This is a genomic window from Methylotenera sp. E1MeOHC1 (assembly GCF_058745595.1).
The window spans coordinates 1,035,163-1,058,817 of the sequence record NZ_CP196025.1; the positions used below are offsets into that span (position 1 = coordinate 1,035,163).

The following is a 23,655-nucleotide window of genomic DNA, read 5'->3' on the forward strand; positions in this document are numbered from 1 at the left end:
AACACATTACTACAAATCAATGCGGTTTAACCACAAGTTAAACCATATTATGCCAACTCCACATTACATCTAACCCACGAATAGAGTGATTTTACTCTTCTTATTTACCAACTTGGTATTTGAATTAAATGTTACATTAGCAATGAGAAATTTTAGGTTAGATATTAACAGGAGGTCAATCATGAAGGCAGGTGGTATTGATTCAAGCAGAATAGAGTCTATGCTTGCGCAAATGAGGGCTGCAGCACAACGTCCACAAACAGATAGCATCGCAAATTTAGCCTCTCCCATCGGTGCAGATAATAAAAGTACCGGAAAGATTGATTTTGCAGACGCACTAAAAGCGTCGCTGAATCAAGTGAATGAAGTACAGAAGAATGCTGAAACAATGGGCAAGAGCTTTGCTTTGGGCGATGATAGCGTTAGCTTATCTGACGTAATGATTGCCGGACAAAAAGCAAATATTTCATTCCAGGCAACAATCCAAGTGCGTAACAAGCTAGTTTCTGCTTATCAGGACATCATGAGTATGCAGATTTAGCCTTTAAGCAACTCGTCATTGATCGCATCAGCCTTACCTTCTTCCAGACGGTAGAGCCACGATAAAATCTCAGCGATTGCCTGATATAGTGCAGGTGGAATATGATCATCCAAATCCACTTGCATAAGTAGCGCGACCAAGTCTTTAGATTCGTGCACAAAAACATCATGCTGCTTTGCTCTAGCAATGATTTTTTCAGCAATTAAACCGCGACCTTTAGCCACTACGCGTGGCGCATAATCACCAGTAGCATATGTTAACGCAATGGCTTGCTGATTTGGATTGTGAGGTGCATGCCGATTTGGCGCCAACCCTAAGGTCGGGTTCAATCGTTTATTTTCGTCGGCTTTATTCATATGCTGAAATAATCAAACCGTCTAATTTCAACCCAGTATTATTGATTGCCTGAGTTAAAGCACGGCTTTTACTCCTAAGCTCATCCATAGTTGCTTCTTGCTCTGCACGTAAATTAATGGAAACATATCCATTGATAATGGTTAATTTGGCGGCAACCACCCCCAAATTTGGGAAGCTCAACTTCAGCTCACTGACCACAGGCCTTACCTCATCCTCCTGTGGCTCGCCAGATCTGTCACTGCGATCTTCATCGCGCGGCTCTGCATATATATCCCAATCCATCATCTGCCCTGGCCACACCTCACCATGCCAATTGATACGATTCTGCTCCAAAACAGTCAACTGTTGCGAAGTCAATGCAGCTATCTGTGTCAAATTCTGGTGTTGGTTTTGTGGTTCTTGCATAATAGTCGCCACAGAGCGCCCACCTTGCAGCATTTCGCTTAAGTGAGACTCATAAAACAAACCACTATTGCCAATTGCTTGTTTTAAACCTTGAGCCACCATTTGCGGCTCTTTGGGGCTATGAGTGACGATAGCAGTCGCCTCATACTTATTTGACACGCCATTTTTTTCGGCCTCCTGCAAGTACTGCCCGATTAAACGCGCAGCTTGGCTAATATCAGGCGCACCATCTGCAGGCAAGCTCGCTTGCGGCATGAAGAAGAAAGTTGGGGCAGGACCATCTTTGATATAACGCAGATTAATGGATTGACCAGCCTGCGCAGTTTCACCAAGCTCCATCTTTAATACTGCATTATCTATTTTTACTAGGTAAGCCTTGTCATCAACTTTGGAAACGATTTGTGCTGCATATTCACGACCAATCACAAACTGGGTAGCTCTGGCATTTAACTCTTGTAATGTAGCCCCAATGCTATCGACCGCCAACACAGGTACTACCCTACCAACTGGTACTGGACCAGGACTAATACTTAGATTGTCTGGTAGTTTAAGCATAAGAATTACAATTACTGACTATATGCTTGCGTCAGCCTTCTTTCAGTTTGATTTGTACTCATTAAGGCGTTCAATTTTGCCATCCATGGAGAAATTAAATTACGAATTTCACGATCATCTGCGAGGATACTTTTTATACTCGCGACCTTACGCTTCAATGCATCGCTTGGCAAAGGCTGTGCATCTTCAATGGTCTTCAATGTTGCAACATGTTGCGCACAAAAAGCCTCTAACTCTGTCAGTTTGTCCCAATCTTCCATTTTTGCTGCGAGCAACATCTGCTGCATAATTTTAGCAACCGTCTCATAAAGCTGAATAGTATTTTGATATTCCATTACTTTAATCCCTCACTAAACTTTAGCCTGTTGCGCATACCCTTGCGCAGCACCTAACCCTTGCTGGTTACTTTTTGCTTGATTCAACACCTGAGCCGTTGCTTTGTTATTATCAATCGCCTCCCATGCCCCTTTTAAATCCAGCAGTAGCTTAATCACTTCTTGCACTTGCGCTGGTTCATTACGTACATTAGCAGAAGCCAATTTACTACTCATATAGGCATAAAGCGCATCTAAGCTTTCAGCAATATCACCACCAGCTTTTCTATCTAGGCTAAGTCGTAAGCCGCTTTCAATAATCATGATAGCCTTAGATAACATTGCACCTTTTTGCTCAATATCCTTACGTTGCATAGAGGCAATAGCACTATGACATGCAGAAATAGCACCATCGTAAAGCATTACAATTAACTTAACCGGGCTCGCCGCCAGCACCCCAGTTTCTACACCAACCTTGGCATATCCGTTAACACCTTTTTGGTTTAGTCCAAACATAACGATAACCTTTACTGTTGATTAATTTGCATTAAGTGCTGCTATTTGCTGTGTAAGGAAAGCACTAGTAGACGACATGCTCGTGAGCAAAACATCCAGTCTTGAATACTGCGCTCTATAGCGCTCTTCAATTGCCGTCAAACGAGAGTTGATGCGCTCAGTCTGAGTATCTAAACGTTTTATAGAACTATTAATACCATCGGTTCTTGCTGCCAAGATGCCATCCTCGCTAAGCAAGCTATCTAATAGCGTACTTAACTTAGAGGCGTAGCCTTGGCTAAAACTAACAGTGCCGCGCGCACCTAATGCGCCACCCGCTACATTAACGGTTAAACCCTCACTGTCATCACCCAACGCACCTCGTAAGGTAGTGCTACTACCTGCAGCCGCTACGCCATTAATAGTGCCTTGCGCATTCAATAAAGTAGATCCAAGCTGCGTTACCGAAATAGCATAAGTGCCCTCTTTCGTTTTGGATGTGCTACTCACAAAACTCACTTGAGGATCTGTTGCTCTAGCGGTAGCAGCAAACAGGCTTGCGATATCATTAAAATTACTGCTCACAGCACTGGCAAATTTAGTGCTATCTAAACTCAATTTACCATCACGTTGAAAGGTCACGCCAATCTGTGTAAGTGAATTGATCGAACTGCCGTTAGCAATCGCAGTATTCATCACAGCGCGAATCTGATTAATCACAGAGCGTGCGGTAGAGTCACCTAATAAAGCACCATTCGCCTGGCCAGTTTCATCAAACTTGGTCAAGTTACGTAAAGTGGTGTCTAACTTATTGTAAGCGTCTACAAAAGAAGTCACTGAGGTTTTAACTGCATCTTGGTTAGTTGCGACAGATAAGTTCAGCGCACTACCTGAGGTCAACCCAACTAGATTGAGTGTCACACCCTCGATTGCATCGGTGATTGAGTTGCTGGACTTTACAATATCAATGCCATCAATTTTTAAAATAGAGTTTTTAGCATCTTGCAATACGGACAAATTTTTACCATTACCGGCTGTTGCCTGCGGATCATATGCCAACTTAGACAAACCTGACGCATCAAGGTTATTTCCGTCACCATCAGCCACTGCAATTTTAAGGCTGTTAACCTCGCCAGTATCTTTTGAGGTAATCACCAAGCGATTAGTGGTCCCGTCATTAACAATAGTGGCAGTCACACTAGTATCGGCTGCATTAATCGCATCACGCACACCTGCCAATGTATTGTTAGAACTATCAATGGTGATATTAAGATCAGCTTTAGCTGCATTTGGCGTAAAAGAACTCGCAGCAAATGGAACAGCTACTTCTGGCGTAAACGTACCGAACGAAATAGTGAGGCTACCGGTACCAACTACATCAGAAACGCTGGAAAAACCACCAACACTTAATTTTTGGGATTTAGCTAACTGGCTAACGCTAATATCATAACTACCCACTGTAGCACTACCACTTGAAGTGGCGGTTAACACGCTAGTGTTGCTTGATGTTACGCTCTGCGCATTAAATTTAGATAAGCTTGAAAGTGCATTAACGGAAGTTTGAAACGTAGACAACGCACTTTTGAGCGTACCGTATGCTGAGATTTGTGATTGATATGCCGTTTTTTGTGTAGCCACTTTAGTTAAAGGGGCTTTTTCAACACTCATCAAGTTACTCACAATGGTGTTAACGTCAAGGACAGAGCCTATTCCTGAAGTTGTAGCCATAATGATTCTCCTCGTTAAAATTACTCGTTAAATGCTTGTCACTCTTTACACATCAACAATACAACTACATTTAATCTAACAAGCATAGTTTATAAACAACAATTCATTTACCTAATAAAGCATCAAAATAAGCTTCTTATTACAAATTAGGCTTGTTCTCTCACTACTAGACCTTGCAATCTACCTAAAGTTTTAGAAAATGCTAACACTTCTTCATTAGGTATTTGCCTTAATACTTTATCGGTTGCAGTATCAACAACTTGAACAATCACACGATCTGACTCTTCATCCATCGTAAACTGAACTGTTTGCAACGCTGGTGCAACAAGCTCATTCAGTTTATTTACTGCATTTGATAAGGCCGTTTTATCAATCTCTGCGGATCGCCTAGTTTCCGGTTTGACACTTTCTACCGCTTTAGCACTTGTCGGGCCTGAAATGGCATTTTGGCCCCCGGCAATATTTTGCGCGGCGGCCTGATTTTTTACTGCACCATAACCATCTATTGGTGAATTAAACATGATTTCATCCTCCTAAAAATCCCACAGGATGATCGGTCCTGTGGGTGATAAGGGCTTTTACGCTACTAAAACTTAACCTCTTAACAGTGACAACACGTTGTTAGGTAGTGAGTTTGCTTGCGCTAACATCGCTGTACCTGCTTGTTGCAAGATTTGACCACGTGTCAAGTTAGCTGTTTCTGCCGCAAAGTCAGCATCCATGATGCGTGATTTAGCTGAAGATTGGTTCTCTACTGAAATTTGTAGGTTGCTTACTACAGATTCAAAGCGGTTTTGAATCGCACCCAGTGTTGCACGGCTAGTATTTGCAGCAGTTAGCGCAGCATCAATCGCGGTAATCGCAGTAGATGCAGAAGCCACTGATGAAACGTTACCTGTGATGGTAGCTGCAGATACAGAGGCAGTAGTGATGGTGTCACCAGCGTCAGCACCAACTTGGAAAGTTTGAGCAGCACCGAATACTGAAGTACCGTTGAATTTTGTAGCTGTTGAAAGACGTGAAACCTCAGCTGACAACTGTGTAAACTCAGCATCTAAGTTTGCACGGTCTGTACTTGTGTTAGTACCGTTGATTGATTGAACAGCTAGTTCACGCATACGTTGCAATGCGTCAGTTTGTTTTGACAAACCACCCTCAGCAACTTGTGCAAAAGAGATCGCGTCATTCGCGTTACGGATCGCTACTTGTTGACCACGTACTTGTGAGTCCATACGTGTAGCAATTGCCAAGCCAGCAGCATCATCTTTAGAGCTGTTGATACGCAAGCCTGATGACAAACGTTGTAATGATGTGTTTAATGAGCTTTGTGAAGCTGATAAGTTACGTTGTGTGTTTAATGACGCAAGGTTTGTATTGATAACTGAAGCCATGTTAATTCTCCTAATATTTAGTTAATTACAACTACATCTTATTGCCGTTAGCTTTGCAGATTCAGTTCAATTTGCGCTGCTGTTATTTCTGTTATCGGACAGTTTTTTAGAAAGTTTAGGGGCAGATTTAAATATTTTTTAAATTCTGAATTTCCTTATTTACACTTTCTTTATCAGCTGTTGAATAAGCAATCCTGATGTTTAGGATATCGGTTCAATTAAAAAAATCTTTAATGTGGATTTAACAAGAATATAGATAACTGCGGTAGAGAAGATACATTAGATACATTTAACATATTGATTTTAAATGTTAAATAAATAAAATCAACTTTAATCAATCTGGCACTTTGAATGAGATGGCAGGTTGATTATTGCACCATCTAGCCCACATAAAGCGTAGTGCCAGCGTTAAATTATCGCTAATAAGCTTGGGCTTATTCAGTGCAGAATCATTAAATTTTTTGCGTAAAGCAACGCGCACTTCAGATAAATATTGCAAATGCTCTGACAAGTAAACACCTTTACTAATGAAGTCTTCATGCGACTTCACCACAAACTCAGGTAAATCTAAATGCAGCATCACAGCCATTGCGCCGCGACTCATGAGGCTTTGCCCCTCTATACATATAGTTGGCACTCCCATCCACGCCGCATGACAAGTCGTAGTCACCCCATTGGATGGAAAGGTGTCTAAGCAAACATCCACGAGTTCATGCAATGTTAGATAATTCTCCATGGTACTGCGATGATAAATAACCAGCCTATCCACACCAATTGCATGGCTGGAAAGTTGATTAATCACGCCGTCATAACTACCATCTTTAGGCATTGCGCCTAATAAGAGCTTTGAATTTGGCACTGCGTTTAATAACTTTGCCCATAACTCAATAACGCTTGGTGTGATTTTCTCCACGCGATTAAAACACCCAAAAGTAATAAATTCATTATTAAGTGCTGGTAAAGCAGACACTGCTGGGGACAATGCGGATGGAGTAAACGGTGCATTAGCGGGTAATTGAACAATCTTTTCCGTAAACTGCTGATCAAACATGCTTGGCGGAAGAAGGTGTGCATCCGCCAAATAGTAATCCATCGCCGTTAAACCCGTGGTGGCAAGATAGCCAAGCCAGCTAATTTGGATGGGAGCAGGTTTCATGGCAAAGCTAATCAGCCTATTGCCTGCGGTGTGTCCATCCAAATCCACGAGAATATCAATTTGATCTGCCCTAATCTTTTCAGCAAGCGCTGTATCGGTTAGTTCATCAACTTTAATCCAATATTTGAATTTAGGCTTAAGTCGCTGCGTTACCTCGTCTTCTATCGCATTGTTTGCATAAGCATGCAATGTAATATCTGCCTCCTGTGACAGATGCTGGAGCACAGGCTCAAAAAAATTCGCTAATGAGTGCTCTCTGAAATCAGCAGATACAAACCCTACATTCAAGCATTTAGTCACACTAGATTGATGAGAGTGTTTGGGCCAAGCTAACTTATAGACCGCCTCGTATCGAGATCCAAATTTACGGTGTTCCGCAAATAAGTCTCCAGCATTCACTATGTCAGCATGTGCAAGGCAAAATAATAAATTACTGTAACAGCTAGCGTAACCAGGGTTAATTTCTAGTGCTTTACGATAATAAGCCACAGCAGTCGGCACATCGCCCATATCTTTAGTAACGATGCCTAAATTATTGTAAGCAGCAGCGTAATCGGGCTGAAGTTTGATTGCATGTTTAAAAGCGACGGCAGCGTTCACCAAATCGCCCTGCCCTTTGAGCACTAAACCGTAATAACAATACTCCTGCGCATCATCTTGATTTAATGCCAAGGCATTACTCGCAGCCAATCTGGCATCCTTTTTTTGCACCAAAAGTATGTCGCTCATCATTTTCCAGCCAACGAGCCATTTGGGGTAAGCTGTCAGTAACTGTTGTAATGCAGCTTCAGCCGCTGGGTAGTGCTTATTTAGAAACAGTTGAATCAGCTTTTCTTGTACATTCGCAGCCGGCACTGGTTCAGCAGTCACTGCTGCTAACTGCAAGCTCTCCACCTCCCGCTCTGCTAGTAACTGTTCCAAATACTCGACCGGCTCACCAGTAAGACCAGCATCACGCCCATAAGTAAGCACGAGCTTAGCATCTTCATAATGGCTAGCGTCAATCAAAGCACTAATATAGCCCAGCCAGTATTGGGCCTCTTGAGGGTCCTGCTCTAGTGCCGCATTAAAATAGGGCAAGCTTTCTGCAGCGCGTAGACTTTCTAGCAATAGCGAGCCTAAATGGTAATTGGCTTGAGGTTGATGAGGGCTAACCGCTAGTATGGTGTGTAATAGCTGCTCAGTTTCAAGCCAATGACCAGACTCATGTAACTGTAGCGCACGCTGCAGCGTGTAGGTAATGTCTTCAGTGTTTTTAGTCATATAAATACATCACATCTATCAGACATCACCATACGTGAAAATTACTTAGCCTTCAGTAGCTCAGCTAGCTCATTAGCTAATACCTGTGCAGTTTCAGGCTGAAGCCCATGCTGCTGGCCAAGTGTTAATACATCAGCGATAGAATGCGTAATGCCAGATAACATTAAGGCATCTACATAAGATACCCAGTACTGCTCAATGGCTGGATTAGACTCTACGGCAATCTCTAAGCGAGGCAGCGCGTCCGCCGCGGTTTTTTGATTCGCCTCGATCAAACCCAAACCATAGTTAGCTTCTGCATGTCGTGGCTCAATATTCAATATTTCCAAATACAAGTTTTGCGCCTCTGCCAAATTGCCATTTTGCTGATGTGACTGCGCAAGGGTTAACACATCCTGAATTGCCTGCTGCATGTCTTGCGTTGCTTGCTCACTTTGGCCTGCATTAGCAGGCTGCTCTGGCAGGTGCTGCCTTGCCAGACTTAACAATTGCTCGTTACCAATATCTGACACGCAAGCGAGCGCCCATAAATCAAAATAATCAGGCCTACAGGTACCAACCACTTTAGCAAAACCCGCTGACTCTAAAGTGCCGAGTAATACATTTAGTGTAAAACCGCAACGGTGCGACATATAAAGATTACCTTGACTCATCGGTGGGCGGTGGCCATACAGGATATCCAGCGGGGCAATTGGCCCCGCGGCAGAAATATAGGCAGGTTCAGTTAACTTACCCTGCGCTACCAATGCACAGACTGACTGCAAATCTGGGCAAGTAATCACAACAAAACCCTCAGGGCGGAGCACGCGCTTAAACTCGGCTAACGCAATTGGCACCTCATGCGGATAAAGATGCTCAATATTATGCGATGAAAAAATAGCATCTACACTGCCTGATGGCACTGCAGACATATCAGTCATAGTGCCGACCACATCAGGATTCACTGCTGGGTTAATGTCTAAGCGCAATTCATTCCAACTATTGAGATCAAATCCCTGTGGGCGGTTAGGTTGCTGCGTTACTGGGTCACGATAAAGAGGACCACAGCCCACATGTAAAAAAGTTTTCATTCAAAGATTCTCTTTTTAAAATTACTTGTATATAAATTAGCTTAATAAAAAATTATGATTGGCTTACAACAGGACAAACTGATGTTAACACCGAGAGCACATGCTCGATATCAGCCGCGGCTAAATGCGGCCCAATTGGCAAACTCAGCACTTGCTTTGCTAACCGCTCAGCAGCAGGCAAGCTACCAGCTTTGATATCAAGTACCTGATAAGCCTTTTGCAAATGCGGTGGCACGGGATAATGAATCAAGGTCTGTACGCCAGCTGACGCCAGCTGTGATTGCAATACGTCACGCTCAGGCGTAGCAACCACATATAAGTGCCACACTGGCTCTGCCCATGTGGGTACATGAGGCAGCCCTAATGCCAAACCACTCAAAGTTTGGCTATAGATTTTTGCGATATCCTGACGACGTTGATTCCATGCATCAAGATGCTTGAGCTTTACCGAAAGCGCTGCGGCCTGAATTGGATCCAAACGACTATTGACGCCACGCTCTTCATTGTAATATTTAACGGCCGAGCCATAATTGCCCAGTTCGCGCACGCGTGATGCAATGGCTTCATTATTGGTGGTGATTGCCCCGCCATCACCTAATGCACCTAAATTTTTACCAGGGTAAAAACTCCAGGCGACAACATCACCGTGGCTACCAATTTTCTTTCCACGCACCTTAGCACCGTGCGCTTGTGCTGCATCTTCCACCACGGCTAAGCCATGCTTTTTAGCCAACGCACAAATCGCATCCATATCCACAGGCATGCCATATAAGTGCACGGGCATAATGGCTTTGGTACGAGGTGTAATAAAACGCTCGATGCTAGCAACGTCAATATTATAGCCACCCTCTGCCGGCTCAACAGGAATCGGCTTAGCGCCTATAGCGCTCACCGCCAGCCATGTAGCAATAAAGGTGTGCGAAGGTACAATCACTTCATCACCCGCACCTATATCTAAAGCACGCAATGCCAGCGTTAAGGCATCTAAGCCATTACCCACGCCTACACAGTATTTGGCCTCAGTATAAACAGCAAAGTCTACTTCAAAGCTTTCCACCTCACTACCGCCGATATACCAGCCAGAGCGGCTAGCTCTAAGCACAGCGCCATCTAACTCATGTTCTAGCTCGCTATAAGCGGCTTTAAGGTCTAAAAATGGTACTCGTATCTCGCTCACTTACTTTACCCATCTGGCTTTCATAAAATCATCATAATTACGATAGTAGTCGTCTTCACTATACTTATTAGAAGCTAACACCATCAATACAGAACCTGATGAAAAGTTATCCATCTCCCGCCAGATCATCGGGCATACATATAAGCCGTAATAGGAACGTGCCAGATGAAATTTCTTTTTATCCTTGCCGTCATCTAGCGTAATGTCGAAACTTCCGGACATTGCAATAATCAGCTGATGCAATCCTTTATGCGCATGCCCACCACGATCTGAGCCGCCGGGCACGTCATAAACATAATACACACGCTCTATACCAAAGGGGATGTGGTTATTGCTTTCCACAAAAGACAAATTACCGCGAGGCTCGTGGATTTTGGGAAGTTCAATGATTCTGCAGTCTTCTAATGGCATGACAGGACTCTTTAAAAATTAATCTTAATGAACGGCTTTCGGTGAATGAAAGACGATTACTCAATGCCTCTAAGTTTTAGCAATGTCTCATTGATGAGAGTTGATGAAACATTTTGTGTGTAAGGGAAATAAACCACTCGCACCCCTTTAGAGGTAAACGCATCGTCAAACTCTTTCCATTTGTCAGATTTATACCAGTCATCACCGACAAACACCATGTCAAACTTGTACCGATCGTAAGCATCCATCTTATCCATATTTTGCTGTGGCACAACTAAGTCCACATATTTACAGGCTCTAACGATTTCCACCCGCTCTTCATACGGAATGACGGCTTTCTTATTCTTGTAAGCAACCAACTCATCCGTAGTAACGCCAACAATCAGCCGATCGCACATCGACTTGGCGTTTCTCAACACATTGACATGCCCAATATGAAACAAATCAAATACACCGGTTGTATAGCCAACTACCATTTTAATGACTCCAATACTATCTTTTGAAAACTGCCATAATCATCATATCTTGAAGCTGCTTGATTTAACTGTGCGCTAAAGCCTATTTTTTTTCTACTCAAGGCGCCATCCAAACCTAGTTTTTTTGCAAACACCCTTAGTGGAATTTTTGAATACTCACCATCAATTTTAATCTGTGCGGATTGACGATACATGTAAGCCACTAACTCTTTACCCACAAATGGCACACGCGCCTCTTTTGAAGCAGCCATTGAAGCAAAATCCATTCTGCGTAGCAAGCCAGGCAAATGTAGCTGATAGAAAAAGTCTTCAACAAAATCAATCGCTGGCTTTTTACGCATCAAATCGCTTACATAGTCCAACAATCTCTCTGTTGCCGCACTTGCCGAATACCCATAACGGCTCAAAAAACTAACGGGATCTAGCGGCGCACTACCTAATGCCCATCGATAAATCCCATCATAGCCAAATAGCAATTCATCAGCCCCTTCACCCGTCAACACCACCTTCTGATTCGGGCTCATTGCCTTGCAGACGCTATAGATCAAGCCCTCGTTTGGTAAGCCTATGGGCTCCCCTCGAAGTCTGGTTAAATATTGCCAAGCCTCTACTAACTCATCCTCATGCAAACTTACTTTAATTAAATCACGCTGTAGATACTGTGCAGTATCCTCGGCTCCTAAGAACTCATTATTCTGGATAAGACCTACTGTATAACACTTTTCTACACTTGATAACGCAGAAATAAGAGCACTATCCAAGCCTCCACTCAGTAATGACACATTCTCCACATCACTTAACTCATGTGCTTTTACTGAGCTGGTTAATAAATCTTCGAATTTTTCCTGATTAAATACGTGCTCTGATGGCTCCCAATGCCAGTGACTGCCCACATAACCATCACTATCTACAATAGTGCCGGGCAGAAGCTCATCAATCCCTTCGAAAAAAGTCTTACCTGGTATCGGGCGTCGAATCAAACGCCATTCATCTAGAGACTGCTGCGAAACATTAGCCTTAGTCATCAATGCGATAGCAGAGGCTTCCGACGACAAGATTACATTGTCTTTATTCTTAGAAATAAATAAGGGCTTGATTCCAAAAGCATCTCTGGCGGCAATCCACTTGCATGTCTGCTTATCGTAAATAACTAAGGCAAACATACCATCAAGCCTCTGAAAAACCTGCTTACCTACTTTTACGTATGCTTCCAATATTGTTTCAGTGTCTGAAGTAGTTTTACACTGGAGGCCGAGCTCCCGCCTTAGAGCCAAATGATTGTAAATTTCACCATTAAAAGCAATCAGATATCGACCACAGCTGGATAGCATCGGCTGATCTGACCGTGCAAGCGGATCTATAATGGATAAACGACAGTGTCCAATTTTAACTTTTCCATCTTGCTCAGATACTAAACTCTGCGCATCTGGGCCACGCCAACGCATTGAGTTAAGGGCCTGTGAGAAAAGCGGCTCATTGACAGGGGCTGATGTAGAAACTTGGAATAAAAAACCGCACATAGATTAATGGGCAAAACCCTGTTTGATGTTAGCTATTATTTTTGCTGAAGGTTTATCCCCTTCAAAATAAGGCGCGATTTGGTTTTGATAAAATGCATTTACCTTTTTCATTGATATCGTTGAAAAAGTATCGATGAAATGAACAATCTCTTCTTTTGTATAAGCATGCTCACAAGCATCGAATGCTTTTACGCCAAATGGGTTGAGATATTTTTTAATATTAGCCGTTGCAACCAAATACAGCACCGGTTTTCTTAAATATAAGTACTCCGCAAGGAACGAACCGCAGTCATGTATCAGCGCGTCTGACTGTATAAATAAATCTTGGTATTCACCGTCCTCAAACTGCGTGTTGGGTTGGCTTTCCCAAAATGCATAATAGCCATCAGTTTTCTCTTTACCCCATCCTGCATGCTCATAAAGCTTGAATTTCAGCATGGGGTGCGGCTTAAACGCCCACTGCACTTCATCTGAATACTGCTGAGCCAATTGCTGGAACAAGTCTGCATACTGCAAGAAGTTTGAATATGGCAACTCAGGGGAGTCAATAGTATGGTGTGGTGCCCAAATTAATCTGGCTTTATTTTTGTCTTGCGGCTTCCAAGCAGATTTACCTTGCGGGGCAATATCAATATAGGGCTCACAAGCAGGGTAACCTGTCACGCTCACATTGACACCTTGCGTAGTAGCCGTGTGCGTGAAGATATCTTTAGACTCAGCATGCGGCACAAATATCTGCCACATTGCATTGTGAAAATACTGGTTATACTGATCTTGATTATCTTTGTACTGGGAAACCTGATGGTCATAGGGGACGTAGCAAGACAAGTAACTCAGATACGCTAAATCATAATATTCAGATCGGGTAATCCCATGCGGGTTGGTAAAGAAAATTAAATCCGGGGCTAGTGCCTGCAAGTCAACCCAGCTATCCGTATTCTGAATATATGAGTTAATAACAGGGTAGCCTTTTTTCTGAAAATAACGATAGGTAGTTGCTAACTCTGCCAACATTTCCTCATGTTGAAACGAAATACATGGACAAACTAGGACTACTGGATCAAACAGTGGATCACCTAACATCGCCTGAAAGACAGAATCTAACTTCCATACGCTTTCCTGCAATACTAGAAACACCACTTTAATTTTAGATTGCTGTTGCTTTTCGTTGAGCAACCTTGCATGTTTTAAGCGCATAACTAAAGCAAGCAAGCGCTTCTTATCTTCATCTACCTGCGTAATATCTAACTGAGAAAAAATGTCCTGTCCTAAGATTTCTGCCGTTGTCGAAGCTAAACCAAAATTCAGCCCCAATGCCAATGCATCAACCACTTGTGCTATTGCATCTGACATCACCAACGCATCAATGTAGGTTACCCAGAACTGCTCACACTCTGGCTTACTTGTAATCGCTGCTTCCAGCATAGGCAAAGCGTCTACGGCACCTACAGTTTGCGCAACAATGACACCTAAATGATGATTAGCCTCTGCATGACTAGGCTCTTTCGCTAAAATAGTTTTATACGCAATAATCGCTTGCTCAAATAAACTGTCATGCTGAAGCTGTACAGCATGCTTAAGCACTTCCTCTACAGGTAATTTCTCCAGTTCTTCTTGGGAAGCAATCTCGGCAAACGCTACACTAAGCCCTGCTGCATTAAGTGCTTGGTAAACACATTGATAGTCAATCACAAAGTCCGCATGATTAATATCATTCCAATTCCCTGTATTCACTGCCTTACCCAGTACATAACTCAGTTGATGCCCAACTGCAAAAGCGATATTGCTGAAATACCAATAATTGACCACTTTGGCATCATTCATCAGCACGATAATTTTTGCACCTATTGGCGCCCAAATCATATTAAGTAAAGCCGCACCAGAGGCTGACACAATATATTTTGCTTTGCTAAATACTCTGATTTGCTCTGTAAAACTTAAAGTACTAGGGTCAATACTAACAAAACCTTCTGACTCCAGTTTTTTCTGTATCACAGCCTCATTCACCACAGATCGTGCGTGATACTGCCTACCTGAAAATCTTTTGATGAAAATTTTCTCGGGTGCGGTTTCACACCCCTCCTGCGCCACTAACGCTAGAAAAGTATTTCTAGTTGCGATTAAAGCATCAGGGTGAAAAATGGCATGCTGTGGCTCGGCAAGTTGATGTAAGGCATCCGAAGAAATAGCATTGGGGCGCTGAAATACGACATTTGCCACAGGGCTCACCCACAGTGCTTCAGGGAAGGTATTTAACGACATGGCATCTACTTTAACCAGCTGGTCTTCTGTGACCCCTAATAAAAACAGTGCCTCTAACATACTTGGGTATGATCTTGAATCAACCACTATTTTATAGGCTGATAAGTCTACGCCTTGCTCTTTCAGCAATACAAGCTGCGGTAGAAATTCAGTCATCCAGTGTGCATAGTTGTATGATCCATTGCCGACAAGATTGATAACGCTACATGTGTAATTGTGTCGTTCTTTTATATGACGATAGCCGATCATGTTTTGATCCTGCTTAATATAACAACTCAATGTAGCTTGCTCTGAGGTTTCCCAATACTCTGTAGAAAAGTATTGATGACAGATGCTTTTATTTTGAATAATGGGGAAAGCTGCGGCGCCTATCAGCTTAAAGTCACTCACTACAGCGCAATAAATTGCAGGATGCGTTAAGGCATGCGCCTCAAACACACCAACATTTGAGCATGGCTCCCCAAACATGGGAATCGCAGGCGTAACGTAGGTAACCTGCTCTTTTAGCTTGATACCGCCAAATTTAGCAACCGTGTCATCAACAGTCCCCAGCTCGAAAATCTCAAATTTTGATTTATCTAGAAGATCACTCATTTAATGCTAGCCCTTCTTTGGCCTTGCTGGGTTACCGATCACTGTCTCATAATCAGCAACATCTTTTGTCACCACTGAACCAGCACCGACAATTGCACCGACACCAATTCTAATGCCGGGCAACAACACGGCGCCACCGCCGATAGATGCACCTTTGCAAACGATAGTCTTTTCTAACTTAAATGCAGTATTTTTAGATTTTGGGTATCTATCATTAGTGAAGGTGACATTAGGGCCGATGAAAGCATCATCTTCTATCGTAATGCCATCCCATAGATAGTTACCACATTTAACCGTGACATTATTGCCAATCACTACGTCATTTTCGATAAAGCAATGTGCGTTGATATTGCAGTTATCGCCTATTGTTGCGTTAGCCAAAACCACGGTGAACTGCCATATTTGCGTATTTTCACCGATATATTGGGATTGGCAGTCGGCGAGCGGATGAATATTTTTTGACATGAATAACCCTAATTACTACTACACATTGTCACTGGCATAAATTAATAAAAATAGGCAGTTAAGCTGCATCACAAAGCTGGATTAGCTTTTGTTTAAACTTTTCACTAGAGCAATTTGATACATAAAACTGCCTAGATTGTTGAGAGAACTGCGCATGCTCCGCCATAATTTTCCTTAAACCTAACCCCAGTTCATCTAGCGTAGACCACGTTACACCAATTTTTGCTTCTGCACCTACATACAAATAGCGTGGCGCATCGCTTGGTACATAAGCAAGTAAGGGATACGCAGCACCTGCAGCTTCTAGATTAGATTTTCCACCAGGAGTTGGTGCTGAGCCTAGAAAAATATGGGCATCTATCGCAAGTAGCCCTTCCCATAGAGATGGCACATTTCCCAAATACACAAATAACGTAGGGTCTATCGCAGCCTGCGTTAAGTCATTTTGAATCATCTGTACCTGCTCAGCAGAAAGCTCACCAAAGTGGTAATGTTTTTCCCCACAGATTTGCAGTGACGCTCGAACTATGCCACTCAAGCTAAGTTCACCAGCCATCAAAAACTTGCTAGCAGAACCTGCAGTCACAGTAGAGAGTTGTTGGATAGGATAATCAAACTTCTTTGCACCTAAATCATTAGAAGATGTAGGAAGGCAAACCACTGCTTTATTTAAGTCTTCTGCGCAAAGTTTAGCCATAGGCTCAAATAAATCCACATGGCTAAAGTGCGAGACTGTATTACCCAATGCCGGGTTATGGTCTGCATGGTGCACAAAGTAATACTTAGCATCCAATGTTTTTTGACACGCTGCGATTGCCACGGCATCTTCATGGTGAGACAGAATAAATACATTTTTTGCGCAAGTGTTGATAAAGGCCGCTAACCTTCTGGCTTTATCTAAATAAGCTTCGCTTGGCAGAATTAATACTGGGCAGTTAAATAACGAGGCAACTTTTTCAAATAAATTATTTTTGGCAAAGCGGTCATATATGTCGGTGATGATTAAAATTGGGTTTTCAACCGACGCTAAAATCTCTTGTATAACTTTGGTATGACCACCGTAATCGTAAACCTCTGAGGCAATCACTACATTTGCCAGCTTCTGCTCTCTAGCAACAACATCACTCAACTCAAGTGCTATTGCTTCTAACACCTGATCAAAATATGGCGTAAAAACTTTGGTGCCAATAAATTCCGGTTGCAGCTTGATGGCACTAAGCGACTTATAGATGAGCGACAGAATTTCGTTATGCTGATTGCCGTTGAGCAATGCATTCATTGTGGGTTCGAATGCAGACAAATCTAAATGTGGAGAGATACTGCTTTTAGACGATGCTGCGTTAATTGCTTTGATATTGGTGCCCAACACCTCAATCAGGCATTGCTTAATGGCTTCATTTGAGCATAAAGGGTTGGTTGTAACGGGTTGCGCCTGGGCGTCAATTTGCGCTAGAAAATCTTCAGCAATCACTTGTGCGGTTTCTGCAGTTAAACCAAACCTCTGCCCCAGTTCCAAAGCTTCTAATACCGTTGCAACATCTGCAGACTGCATGAGCGCATCAATATAAGTGACCCAATATTGCTCATCTTCCGGTTTAGATTGCACGGCTTTTTCAAGCAGCGGTATTGCTTCATTAACGCCATGCAGGTTAAACGCTAGAATACCCAGCCGATAATTGGCTTCTGCATTGTCGGGTTGGATATTTAATACTTCTTGGTAAAGAGTCGCAGCCTGCTCCAACTGACCGTCCGTTTCGTGCTGCTGAGCCATCTGCATCACGCCGTTCATTGCATCATGTAGCGCCTGCTGTTGGGGCGTATTGCTTTCCCACTTATTAAAGTACAGCTGGCACTTCTGTGCCCAATGCGCTGAACCAAAGGCACCTTTACTCTGATGCGTTAGCTTAATAGGCCATGTACCCAAGCTTAAACCTGCTTCTCTAGCACTGCGGCAAAAATCTATATCGTACAGGTGAAAGTCAAACTGCGGATCAAATCTCACATGCGCAGTATTGAGTGCTGACTTCCTTACAGCAAAAAATACGCCGTCAAGCAACTCACACGCAGCAGGTACTTCTCCATAAAATTTATCTTCACCAAAGGCATGTGGGCCATGCCATACCGTACCGCTCAAATACTCAGGCTCATCCCAAGTGAGGGCCGTATCGGTAAATAACCACGCTGGCTGATTGGGCAATCTGCGTTTATTACCAGCCACCCCAATCACATCAAAATGCGTTAGCCCGGCAATCAGCGTGTCGACAAAGTTTGCCTCATCGATCCATACATCATCATGCACAAATACCAGAATAGCGCGATCATCCGCCTGCTCTATCGCTTGGTTAAATACTGTAGAAAGCCCCAGCGTGTTATTAAAAGCCACTTTCGTAGTGATGCCGCTATCTTGTTTTAAATGCCGATGCAGGGAGAGACCGAGCGCAGACTTGTGCCAAAAATCCTCTTCCGAATAGCGAGTAGCGCTAATAACTTGCACATAACGCTCCTGCTGCACTTGAGTCTCTTGAGTTTTCAGTACTTGCGGCATTACACTATCACGGCCGATCTTATCGATATGTGCATGCCACATTTCAAGCATTGCAGTTTCCATGTTCATGGCAAAGCGCTCTGCATCAAACAAGGGTGAGGCAAGCACCTGTGCCCGAAGCCCCGCTCTTAAGTCAGACAGCCGACTCAAGTCACTACAATGCATCAACGCTTTATACAGATACTCTGCTTTAGTCTCTGTCACCCAATCAGCAAGGCCAGCAGCGGTGAGCATACTGGCGCCTTGCCTTGCAATTAAACTATCACCGGCCAGTGTAAGGGTAGGAACCCCCATCCACAGCGCCTCACAAGTAGTAGTGCCGCCTGGGTAAGGGAATGTGTCTAAAATCAGATCTACATCGTGATGCGAGGCAAAGTAAGCTTCACGCGATACCGAACCGAGTAGCGTCAGCCTATCTGCATCAACCCCTAATTTGGTAAATTTGGCGACCATATTAGCCACCACATCAGCATCCCCAAACGACTTACACTGCCAGCGCAACCTGGAGCTAGGTACAGCACGCATCACCTCGGCCCACAACGCCAATACTTCATCGCCCGCTTTTGCCAAGGTTTGAAAGCTGGCAAAAGTAATATAACCGCGGGCGAGTGCAGGCAAAACTGAAACCTCTACCGCCACATGCGGTGCGGTAAAGCACAACCTGGTATCGGGCACATATTTTACTTTTTCAGCAAAATGCGCTTGATGAGTTGGCGGCACGCCAACTTCATCTGCAATAAAGTAATCTATCGCCTTCATTCCTGTCGTTGCAAAGTAACCCAGCCAACTCACTTGAATCGGTGCAGGCTTCCAAGCGAGTATCTGCATGCGATTGCCTGATGTATGCCCTGAAAGGTCAAATAAAATATCGATGCCATCTTCATGAATCAGCTCAGCAGCAGCTTGATCGGTCATACCAACTAATGACTTCCAATGCGCAAAGTTTGGTTTAAGGCGTCCGGTAAACGTATCTTCACGAGTGTCTGTCAAATAGGCAGTCAGTTCAAACTTAGAGAAATCAATATTTTTGACCCAATGCTCCAAAAAATAGGCCACTGGATGCTGACGCAAATCGCCAGACATCAAGCCTATACGTAAACGCTTGGCTTGAGTATTGGTATGCCAAGCGGTGAACACTTGCTCCACCTTACCGGTAACCATCTTATCGAACTCAAGCGCCTGTTGCAGGCGATACTCGGCACTATGATGCCCAGAGTAATTCATGGCGAACAATAAATTACTTCTGGCTTTATTGGAGGCAGGGTCATATTTAAGCGCTTCAAAGCACTCTTGCTCAGCCTCATCTAGGCGGCCTTGCGCAATATAATTGGTGCACAAATTGATATGCGCATTCACATATTCTGGCAAGATTTCAATCGCTTTAATGAGCGATGCCTCTGCCTTTTTAATTTGCCCTAGTGCGGCTAGCGTTAATCCTAAGTTACTGTAAAGTAAGGCTTCGCCGGGATGAAGCGCGATGGCCTGATTAAAAGCCAGCTCAGCCTCCTGGTACCTCTCCATTCGGTGTAAAGCTAGGCCTAAATTGTTATATGCCAGCCAATAATCTGGAGCTAATTCGATGGCGCGGCGGTAACATACCTCAGCCTCTGAGAAGAAACCTTGCTCAGCTTTTGCCAAGCCAAGGTCAACGTGCACGTCTTTACGTGTGGGGTCAATAGATAACGCATGAATAAAGTATGGAATAGACTCAGGCACTCGGCCCAGAGTCCTTAAAAACACCGCCATTTTGACGTATGCATCAACGGACTGAGGATGCGCCAGAATTGCAGCATGTATACATGCCTCTGCCTCTGCAAGCCGCCCATCGGCATGTAACAGGTCTGCTAGATTGCTATACGCCTCAAATTCGGCACCAATTGCAATCGCCTTATTAAAACCGTCTTCTGCATCTTGCAGTTGCCCTAAAGCCTTAGCTACGGCAGCTAAGCCAATATGTGCCGCAACAAAATCCGGTTGTATGGCTAATGCTTTATCGTAATAAGCTTTTGCCTCAGCAAAGCGGCCCTGCTCGTAAAGTACATGCGCTAAATTATCAAAAATCCAAATGTTATTAGCATCAAAACGCAAAGCATTTTTATAGCTTAGCTCTGCCTGCTCCAATAACTCTTGTTTTTTAAATGCGTTGCCTAGGTTGTAATGTGCTTGTGCAAAACCAGGGTTAAGCTGAATCGCTTTTTGGTAACAGTCAATCGCCGCATCTAATTGCTGCTGATCATAAAAACAATTACCTAGGTTGTATTGCGCCTCATAGTCATCCGCTAAAAATAGCACTGCATTTTTTAATGCCTGCAACGCCAAATCCATTGCACCCTGATTTTGATAAATAGCGCCCAATACCTTCCAGACAAAACCATGTTTAGGATATTGCTTAACCATGGATAAGGCTAAGGCCAGCGCTTCAGAGAGTTTTCTTTGATTAAACAACGCGAGCAAGGCGTTCATTTCATCTAAAGCAGGATTTGTATTATTTTTAGTTTTAACCATTACCCTATTTCAGCCATAGTTTTAACAAGCAAATAGCAATATAACATGTGATTGCCGCTAATTTTAGATAATGACATTATTCTGAAACCACTACACGTTTGATACCCGAAATAAATATATAAAAGCAGCTTACTTTGACTAATTTTGGAGTAATTTGGCAGAACACCTACCATCACTCCAAGCAAATCCACTAAGCACTCGCCTTAACTGACTAAATGATGCTTAAAAGCATAATGTGTTAATTCTGCATTGTGTTTGAGCTGCATTTTTTCCAGTAAACGAGCGCGATACATGCTGACCGTTTTGACTGAAAGCGAAAGCTTGTTGGCGACATCCGTCACAGATAAACCGGAAGCAATCATGATAAAGGTCTGGTACTCGCGATCCGAGAGCAATTCATGTGGCGCTTTTTGATCATCTCGGCCGATCTGATTAGCCAAGATTTCCGCCACCTCTGGGGTAATGTATTTTTTTCCTCTAGCCACCGTCTGAATAGCATTTACTAATTCTGATGAAGCACTTTGCTTGCATAAATAACCGGCAGCACCAGATTTTAGAGCGCGAATCGCGTATTCATCTTCTCTATGCATAGAAAGCATCAGCACGGCAATATGACTGTTCTCTCGCTTGATATACTTAAGCGCCTCCATGCCGCTTCTATCTGGCAGCGAAATATCCAGCAACAACACATCCGCATCAGGCTGCGAGCCTAACTTAATGGCTTCGTTTGCATTTTGCGCCTCTGCAACCACCAATATATCCTCAGTTTCAGACAGGATTTGCTTGAGGCCAGCCCTTAAAATGGCATGATCATCTGCGATAATGACTTTTATTTTAGGTTTTTTACTCATCATTCACACCATCGTTTCATTCTCTGAACAACCACCCTACTCTATTGGCAAAGTGACCGCAACAACCGTACCTTGATCAGCCAATTGGTCTATGTCAAAGCTACCATATAAAGCGGAAACTCGTTCCTGCATGCCCCTTAAACCAAAAGAATTAGGCTTATAAGTATCGGCAGTATTAATACCAATACCATTATCACTAATTTTCATGATTATTTCACCATAATGTAAATGCAAATCGACATGTACCAAGGTCGCATTGGCATGCTTAGCAATATTAGACATCGACTCCTGACATATTCTAAATAAAGTAATGGCCTGATCCGGCGTCACCACAATATCGGCTTGATTCGTAGTAAAAGTACACGATATACCCACCTGCTTTTCAAACTCTTTAGCCTGCCACTCAAGCGCCGCCACAATACCTAAATCTAATATATTCGGTCTTAAATCGCTCGATATTTTATGTATAGCCTCAAATGTATTGTCTACAATTGATTCCAAACCTTTTGCTTGCTCAGCAGATACTGGCAGACCCGTCGCCAAGCGATTGATAATAGACGTCAAGCCAATTTTAATCGCTGTTAAATTCCCACCTAAATCATCGTGTATTTCTCGCGCTATCCGAGTACGCTCCAACTCTTTGATTTGGTTCATATGCGCGGTTAATTGCGCTAACTCATGGCGAGACTCCTGCAGTTCAAGTTTCTCATTCTTGCTTTGAGTGATATTAATCATAATACCAACCCACTGAATCACACCATCATTTAACACCTTGGGAATTGCACGCAGATTTACCCACTTATTATCCTGCCAGTCATTAATCCACACCCTTCCCTCCCAATCCAACTGGGTAAGCCCATCCGCAGACTGCACTAAGCGCTTTCTTAATGAAGCCTTGTCCCTAGGATTCATCATCGCAAAAAACAGTTTTGACTCCTGCATCAGGTCCGCGGCATTAAACCCTAATAACGCCTTGCAGCCCTCACTAAGGTAAGTAAAAACAATATCGCCGCGCGGATCAAGCTGCAACTGAAATACCAAACCCGGCGTATTGGAGATAATCGCCTCTACTCTAGACTCACTATCCATCAGCACCTGATTGAAAGTTTGTGCGCAATCATGGCAATCGCTGCCTGAAATGGGTGACAGATCACTTTTAATCAATAACAAAAAAGTGGCCTGCTCTATGATAATGATTTTAACGCGTAGCTGTTCATGGCTAATACGCCCGATTACGGGCGCCTGATCCTGCATTAAACGTAAAAACTTAGCTTCACCGCCATGTGCATGCAAATGTGCATGGAGCTTAGCTTTGGACACACCCAGCACATCGGATAACTGCTGCTTTTGCAAACCAGCCAGATCATAACCAGTATTGCTTAATGCACTTGCATTTGCGTACACCAGCTTCATATCAGGCGCATCGAACACGTAAATTTCATCGGCAACTGCGTGCAGCAGCTCATTTAATAACGGCGAGCCCTCATTTAAAAATGCCGGCAGAGAAGCAATAGGCAGATTGGCTGAAACAGTCATTTGATTAAACCTTATCTTTTCAATAAGTTATATAAATA

The 23,655-nt window shown here is 43.4% G+C and carries 18 protein-coding genes and 2 pseudogenes; 1 reads left to right on the forward strand and 19 read right to left on the reverse strand.

The annotated features are described in order from the left end of the window. Positions 1-181: 181 nt before the first annotated feature. Positions 182-541 carry a flagellar hook-basal body complex protein FliE gene (gene fliE / locus ACSSU7_RS04735; RefSeq protein ID WP_492517569.1) on the forward strand — a complete coding sequence of 120 codons (360 nt, stop codon included), beginning with the start codon at positions 182-184 and terminating at the stop codon, positions 539-541. Here fliE and ACSSU7_RS04740 read toward each other — a convergent pair. The 19 genes and pseudogenes from ACSSU7_RS04740 to ACSSU7_RS04830 all read right to left on the reverse strand — a co-directional run bounded on the left by ACSSU7_RS04740 (position 538) and on the right by ACSSU7_RS04830 (position 23,617). Further along, complete coding sequence (locus ACSSU7_RS04740) at positions 538-897, reverse strand: EscU/YscU/HrcU family type III secretion system export apparatus switch protein (RefSeq protein ID WP_492517570.1); 360 nt, start codon at positions 895-897, stop codon at positions 538-540. The genes fliE and ACSSU7_RS04740 overlap by 4 nt on opposite strands. Next, positions 890-1,858 (reverse strand): flagellar hook-length control protein FliK, encoded by a 969-nt coding sequence (fliK, locus tag ACSSU7_RS04745; RefSeq protein ID WP_492517571.1) that lies wholly within the window; start codon positions 1,856-1,858, stop codon positions 890-892. The genes ACSSU7_RS04740 and fliK overlap by 8 nt, the downstream gene beginning before the upstream one ends. An 11-nt stretch (positions 1,859-1,869) precedes the next feature. Continuing rightward, complete coding sequence (locus tag ACSSU7_RS04750; RefSeq protein ID WP_492517572.1) at positions 1,870-2,193, reverse strand: flagellar protein FliT; 324 nt, start codon at positions 2,191-2,193, stop codon at positions 1,870-1,872. Between the two features lie 15 nt (positions 2,194-2,208). Beyond that, the gene (gene fliS, locus ACSSU7_RS04755) at positions 2,209-2,688 is read right to left on the reverse strand and encodes a flagellar export chaperone FliS (RefSeq protein ID WP_492517573.1); all 480 of its coding nucleotides are present in this window, start codon (positions 2,686-2,688) and stop codon (positions 2,209-2,211) included. Between the two features lie 21 nt (positions 2,689-2,709). Next, on the reverse strand, positions 2,710-4,395 hold the full coding sequence (fliD, locus tag ACSSU7_RS04760; RefSeq protein ID WP_492517574.1) for a flagellar filament capping protein FliD: 1,686 nt from the start codon (positions 4,393-4,395) through the stop codon (positions 2,710-2,712). A gap of 146 nt (positions 4,396-4,541) precedes the next feature. Beyond that, the gene (locus ACSSU7_RS04765; protein ID WP_492517575.1) at positions 4,542-4,916 is read right to left on the reverse strand and encodes a flagellar protein FlaG; all 375 of its coding nucleotides are present in this window, start codon (positions 4,914-4,916) and stop codon (positions 4,542-4,544) included. Positions 4,917-4,988: 72 nt separating this feature from the next. After that, on the reverse strand, positions 4,989-5,786 hold the full coding sequence (locus ACSSU7_RS04770; protein WP_135277445.1) for a flagellin N-terminal helical domain-containing protein: 798 nt from the start codon (positions 5,784-5,786) through the stop codon (positions 4,989-4,991). A gap of 334 nt (positions 5,787-6,120) precedes the next feature. Next, complete coding sequence (locus ACSSU7_RS04775; protein ID WP_492517576.1) at positions 6,121-8,205, reverse strand: tetratricopeptide repeat protein; 2,085 nt, start codon at positions 8,203-8,205, stop codon at positions 6,121-6,123. A gap of 41 nt (positions 8,206-8,246) precedes the next feature. Further along, positions 8,247-9,275, reverse strand: coding sequence for a methyltransferase domain-containing protein (locus tag ACSSU7_RS04780; RefSeq protein ID WP_492517577.1), 1,029 nt, complete (start codon positions 9,273-9,275; stop codon positions 8,247-8,249). Positions 9,276-9,327: 52 nt separating this feature from the next. Continuing rightward, the gene (locus ACSSU7_RS04785; RefSeq protein ID WP_492517578.1) at positions 9,328-10,452 is read right to left on the reverse strand and encodes a DegT/DnrJ/EryC1/StrS family aminotransferase; all 1,125 of its coding nucleotides are present in this window, start codon (positions 10,450-10,452) and stop codon (positions 9,328-9,330) included. Continuing rightward, positions 10,453-10,863 carry a sugar 3,4-ketoisomerase gene (locus tag ACSSU7_RS04790; RefSeq protein WP_331018898.1) on the reverse strand — a complete coding sequence of 137 codons (411 nt, stop codon included), beginning with the start codon at positions 10,861-10,863 and terminating at the stop codon, positions 10,453-10,455. It abuts the gene before it with no gap. Positions 10,864-10,919: 56 nt separating this feature from the next. Continuing rightward, positions 10,920-11,339: an FAD synthase family protein gene (locus tag ACSSU7_RS04795; RefSeq protein WP_492517579.1), complete on the reverse strand. Its 420-nt coding sequence runs from the start codon at positions 11,337-11,339 to the stop codon at positions 10,920-10,922. Next, the gene (gene asnB, locus ACSSU7_RS04800) at positions 11,333-12,859 is read right to left on the reverse strand and encodes an asparagine synthase (glutamine-hydrolyzing) (protein ID WP_492517580.1); all 1,527 of its coding nucleotides are present in this window, start codon (positions 12,857-12,859) and stop codon (positions 11,333-11,335) included. Before asnB ends, ACSSU7_RS04795 begins: the two co-directional genes overlap by 7 nt. Before the next feature lie 3 nt (positions 12,860-12,862). Beyond that, positions 12,863-15,715, reverse strand: coding sequence for a glycosyltransferase 61 family protein (locus ACSSU7_RS04805; protein WP_492517581.1), 2,853 nt, complete (start codon positions 15,713-15,715; stop codon positions 12,863-12,865). A gap of 27 nt (positions 15,716-15,742) precedes the next feature. After that, positions 15,743-15,841 (reverse strand): annotated as a pseudogene (locus ACSSU7_RS04810) (N-acetyltransferase); the annotation flags it as partial. Positions 15,842-15,979: 138 nt separating this feature from the next. After that, positions 15,980-16,180, reverse strand: a pseudogene (locus ACSSU7_RS04815) (N-acetyltransferase); the annotation flags it as partial. A gap of 58 nt (positions 16,181-16,238) precedes the next feature. Continuing rightward, positions 16,239-21,230: a tetratricopeptide repeat protein gene (locus ACSSU7_RS04820; protein ID WP_492517582.1), complete on the reverse strand. Its 4,992-nt coding sequence runs from the start codon at positions 21,228-21,230 to the stop codon at positions 16,239-16,241. 203 nt (positions 21,231-21,433) lie between these two features. After that, positions 21,434-22,084, reverse strand: a complete 651-nt coding sequence (locus ACSSU7_RS04825; protein ID WP_492517583.1) for a response regulator — start codon at positions 22,082-22,084, stop codon at positions 21,434-21,436. 33 nt (positions 22,085-22,117) lie between these two features. After that, positions 22,118-23,617 (reverse strand): sensor histidine kinase, encoded by a 1,500-nt coding sequence (locus tag ACSSU7_RS04830; protein WP_492517584.1) that lies wholly within the window; start codon positions 23,615-23,617, stop codon positions 22,118-22,120. Positions 23,618-23,655: the final 38 nt, after the last annotated feature.

Coding starts and splice junctions, on each gene's coding strand:
- fliE (WP_492517569.1), top strand. CDS start 182: ATGAAGGCAGGTGGTATTGATTCAAGCAGAATAGAGTCTATGCTTGCG.
- ACSSU7_RS04740 (WP_492517570.1), bottom strand. CDS start 897: ATGAATAAAGCCGACGAAAATAAACGATTGAACCCGACCTTAGGGTTG.
- fliK (WP_492517571.1), bottom strand. CDS start 1,858: ATGCTTAAACTACCAGACAATCTAAGTATTAGTCCTGGTCCAGTACCA.
- ACSSU7_RS04750 (WP_492517572.1), bottom strand. CDS start 2,193: ATGGAATATCAAAATACTATTCAGCTTTATGAGACGGTTGCTAAAATT.
- fliS (WP_492517573.1), bottom strand. CDS start 2,688: ATGTTTGGACTAAACCAAAAAGGTGTTAACGGATATGCCAAGGTTGGT.
- fliD (WP_492517574.1), bottom strand. CDS start 4,395: ATGGCTACAACTTCAGGAATAGGCTCTGTCCTTGACGTTAACACCATT.
- ACSSU7_RS04765 (WP_492517575.1), bottom strand. CDS start 4,916: ATGTTTAATTCACCAATAGATGGTTATGGTGCAGTAAAAAATCAGGCC.
- ACSSU7_RS04770 (WP_135277445.1), bottom strand. CDS start 5,786: ATGGCTTCAGTTATCAATACAAACCTTGCGTCATTAAACACACAACGT.
- ACSSU7_RS04775 (WP_492517576.1), bottom strand. CDS start 8,205: ATGACTAAAAACACTGAAGACATTACCTACACGCTGCAGCGTGCGCTA.
- ACSSU7_RS04780 (WP_492517577.1), bottom strand. CDS start 9,275: ATGAAAACTTTTTTACATGTGGGCTGTGGTCCTCTTTATCGTGACCCA.
- ACSSU7_RS04790 (WP_331018898.1), bottom strand. CDS start 10,863: ATGCCATTAGAAGACTGCAGAATCATTGAACTTCCCAAAATCCACGAG.
- ACSSU7_RS04795 (WP_492517579.1), bottom strand. CDS start 11,339: ATGGTAGTTGGCTATACAACCGGTGTATTTGATTTGTTTCATATTGGG.
- asnB (WP_492517580.1), bottom strand. CDS start 12,859: ATGTGCGGTTTTTTATTCCAAGTTTCTACATCAGCCCCTGTCAATGAG.
- ACSSU7_RS04805 (WP_492517581.1), bottom strand. CDS start 15,715: ATGAGTGATCTTCTAGATAAATCAAAATTTGAGATTTTCGAGCTGGGG.
- ACSSU7_RS04820 (WP_492517582.1), bottom strand. CDS start 21,230: ATGGTTAAAACTAAAAATAATACAAATCCTGCTTTAGATGAAATGAAC.
- ACSSU7_RS04825 (WP_492517583.1), bottom strand. CDS start 22,084: ATGATGAGTAAAAAACCTAAAATAAAAGTCATTATCGCAGATGATCAT.
- ACSSU7_RS04830 (WP_492517584.1), bottom strand. CDS start 23,617: ATGACTGTTTCAGCCAATCTGCCTATTGCTTCTCTGCCGGCATTTTTA.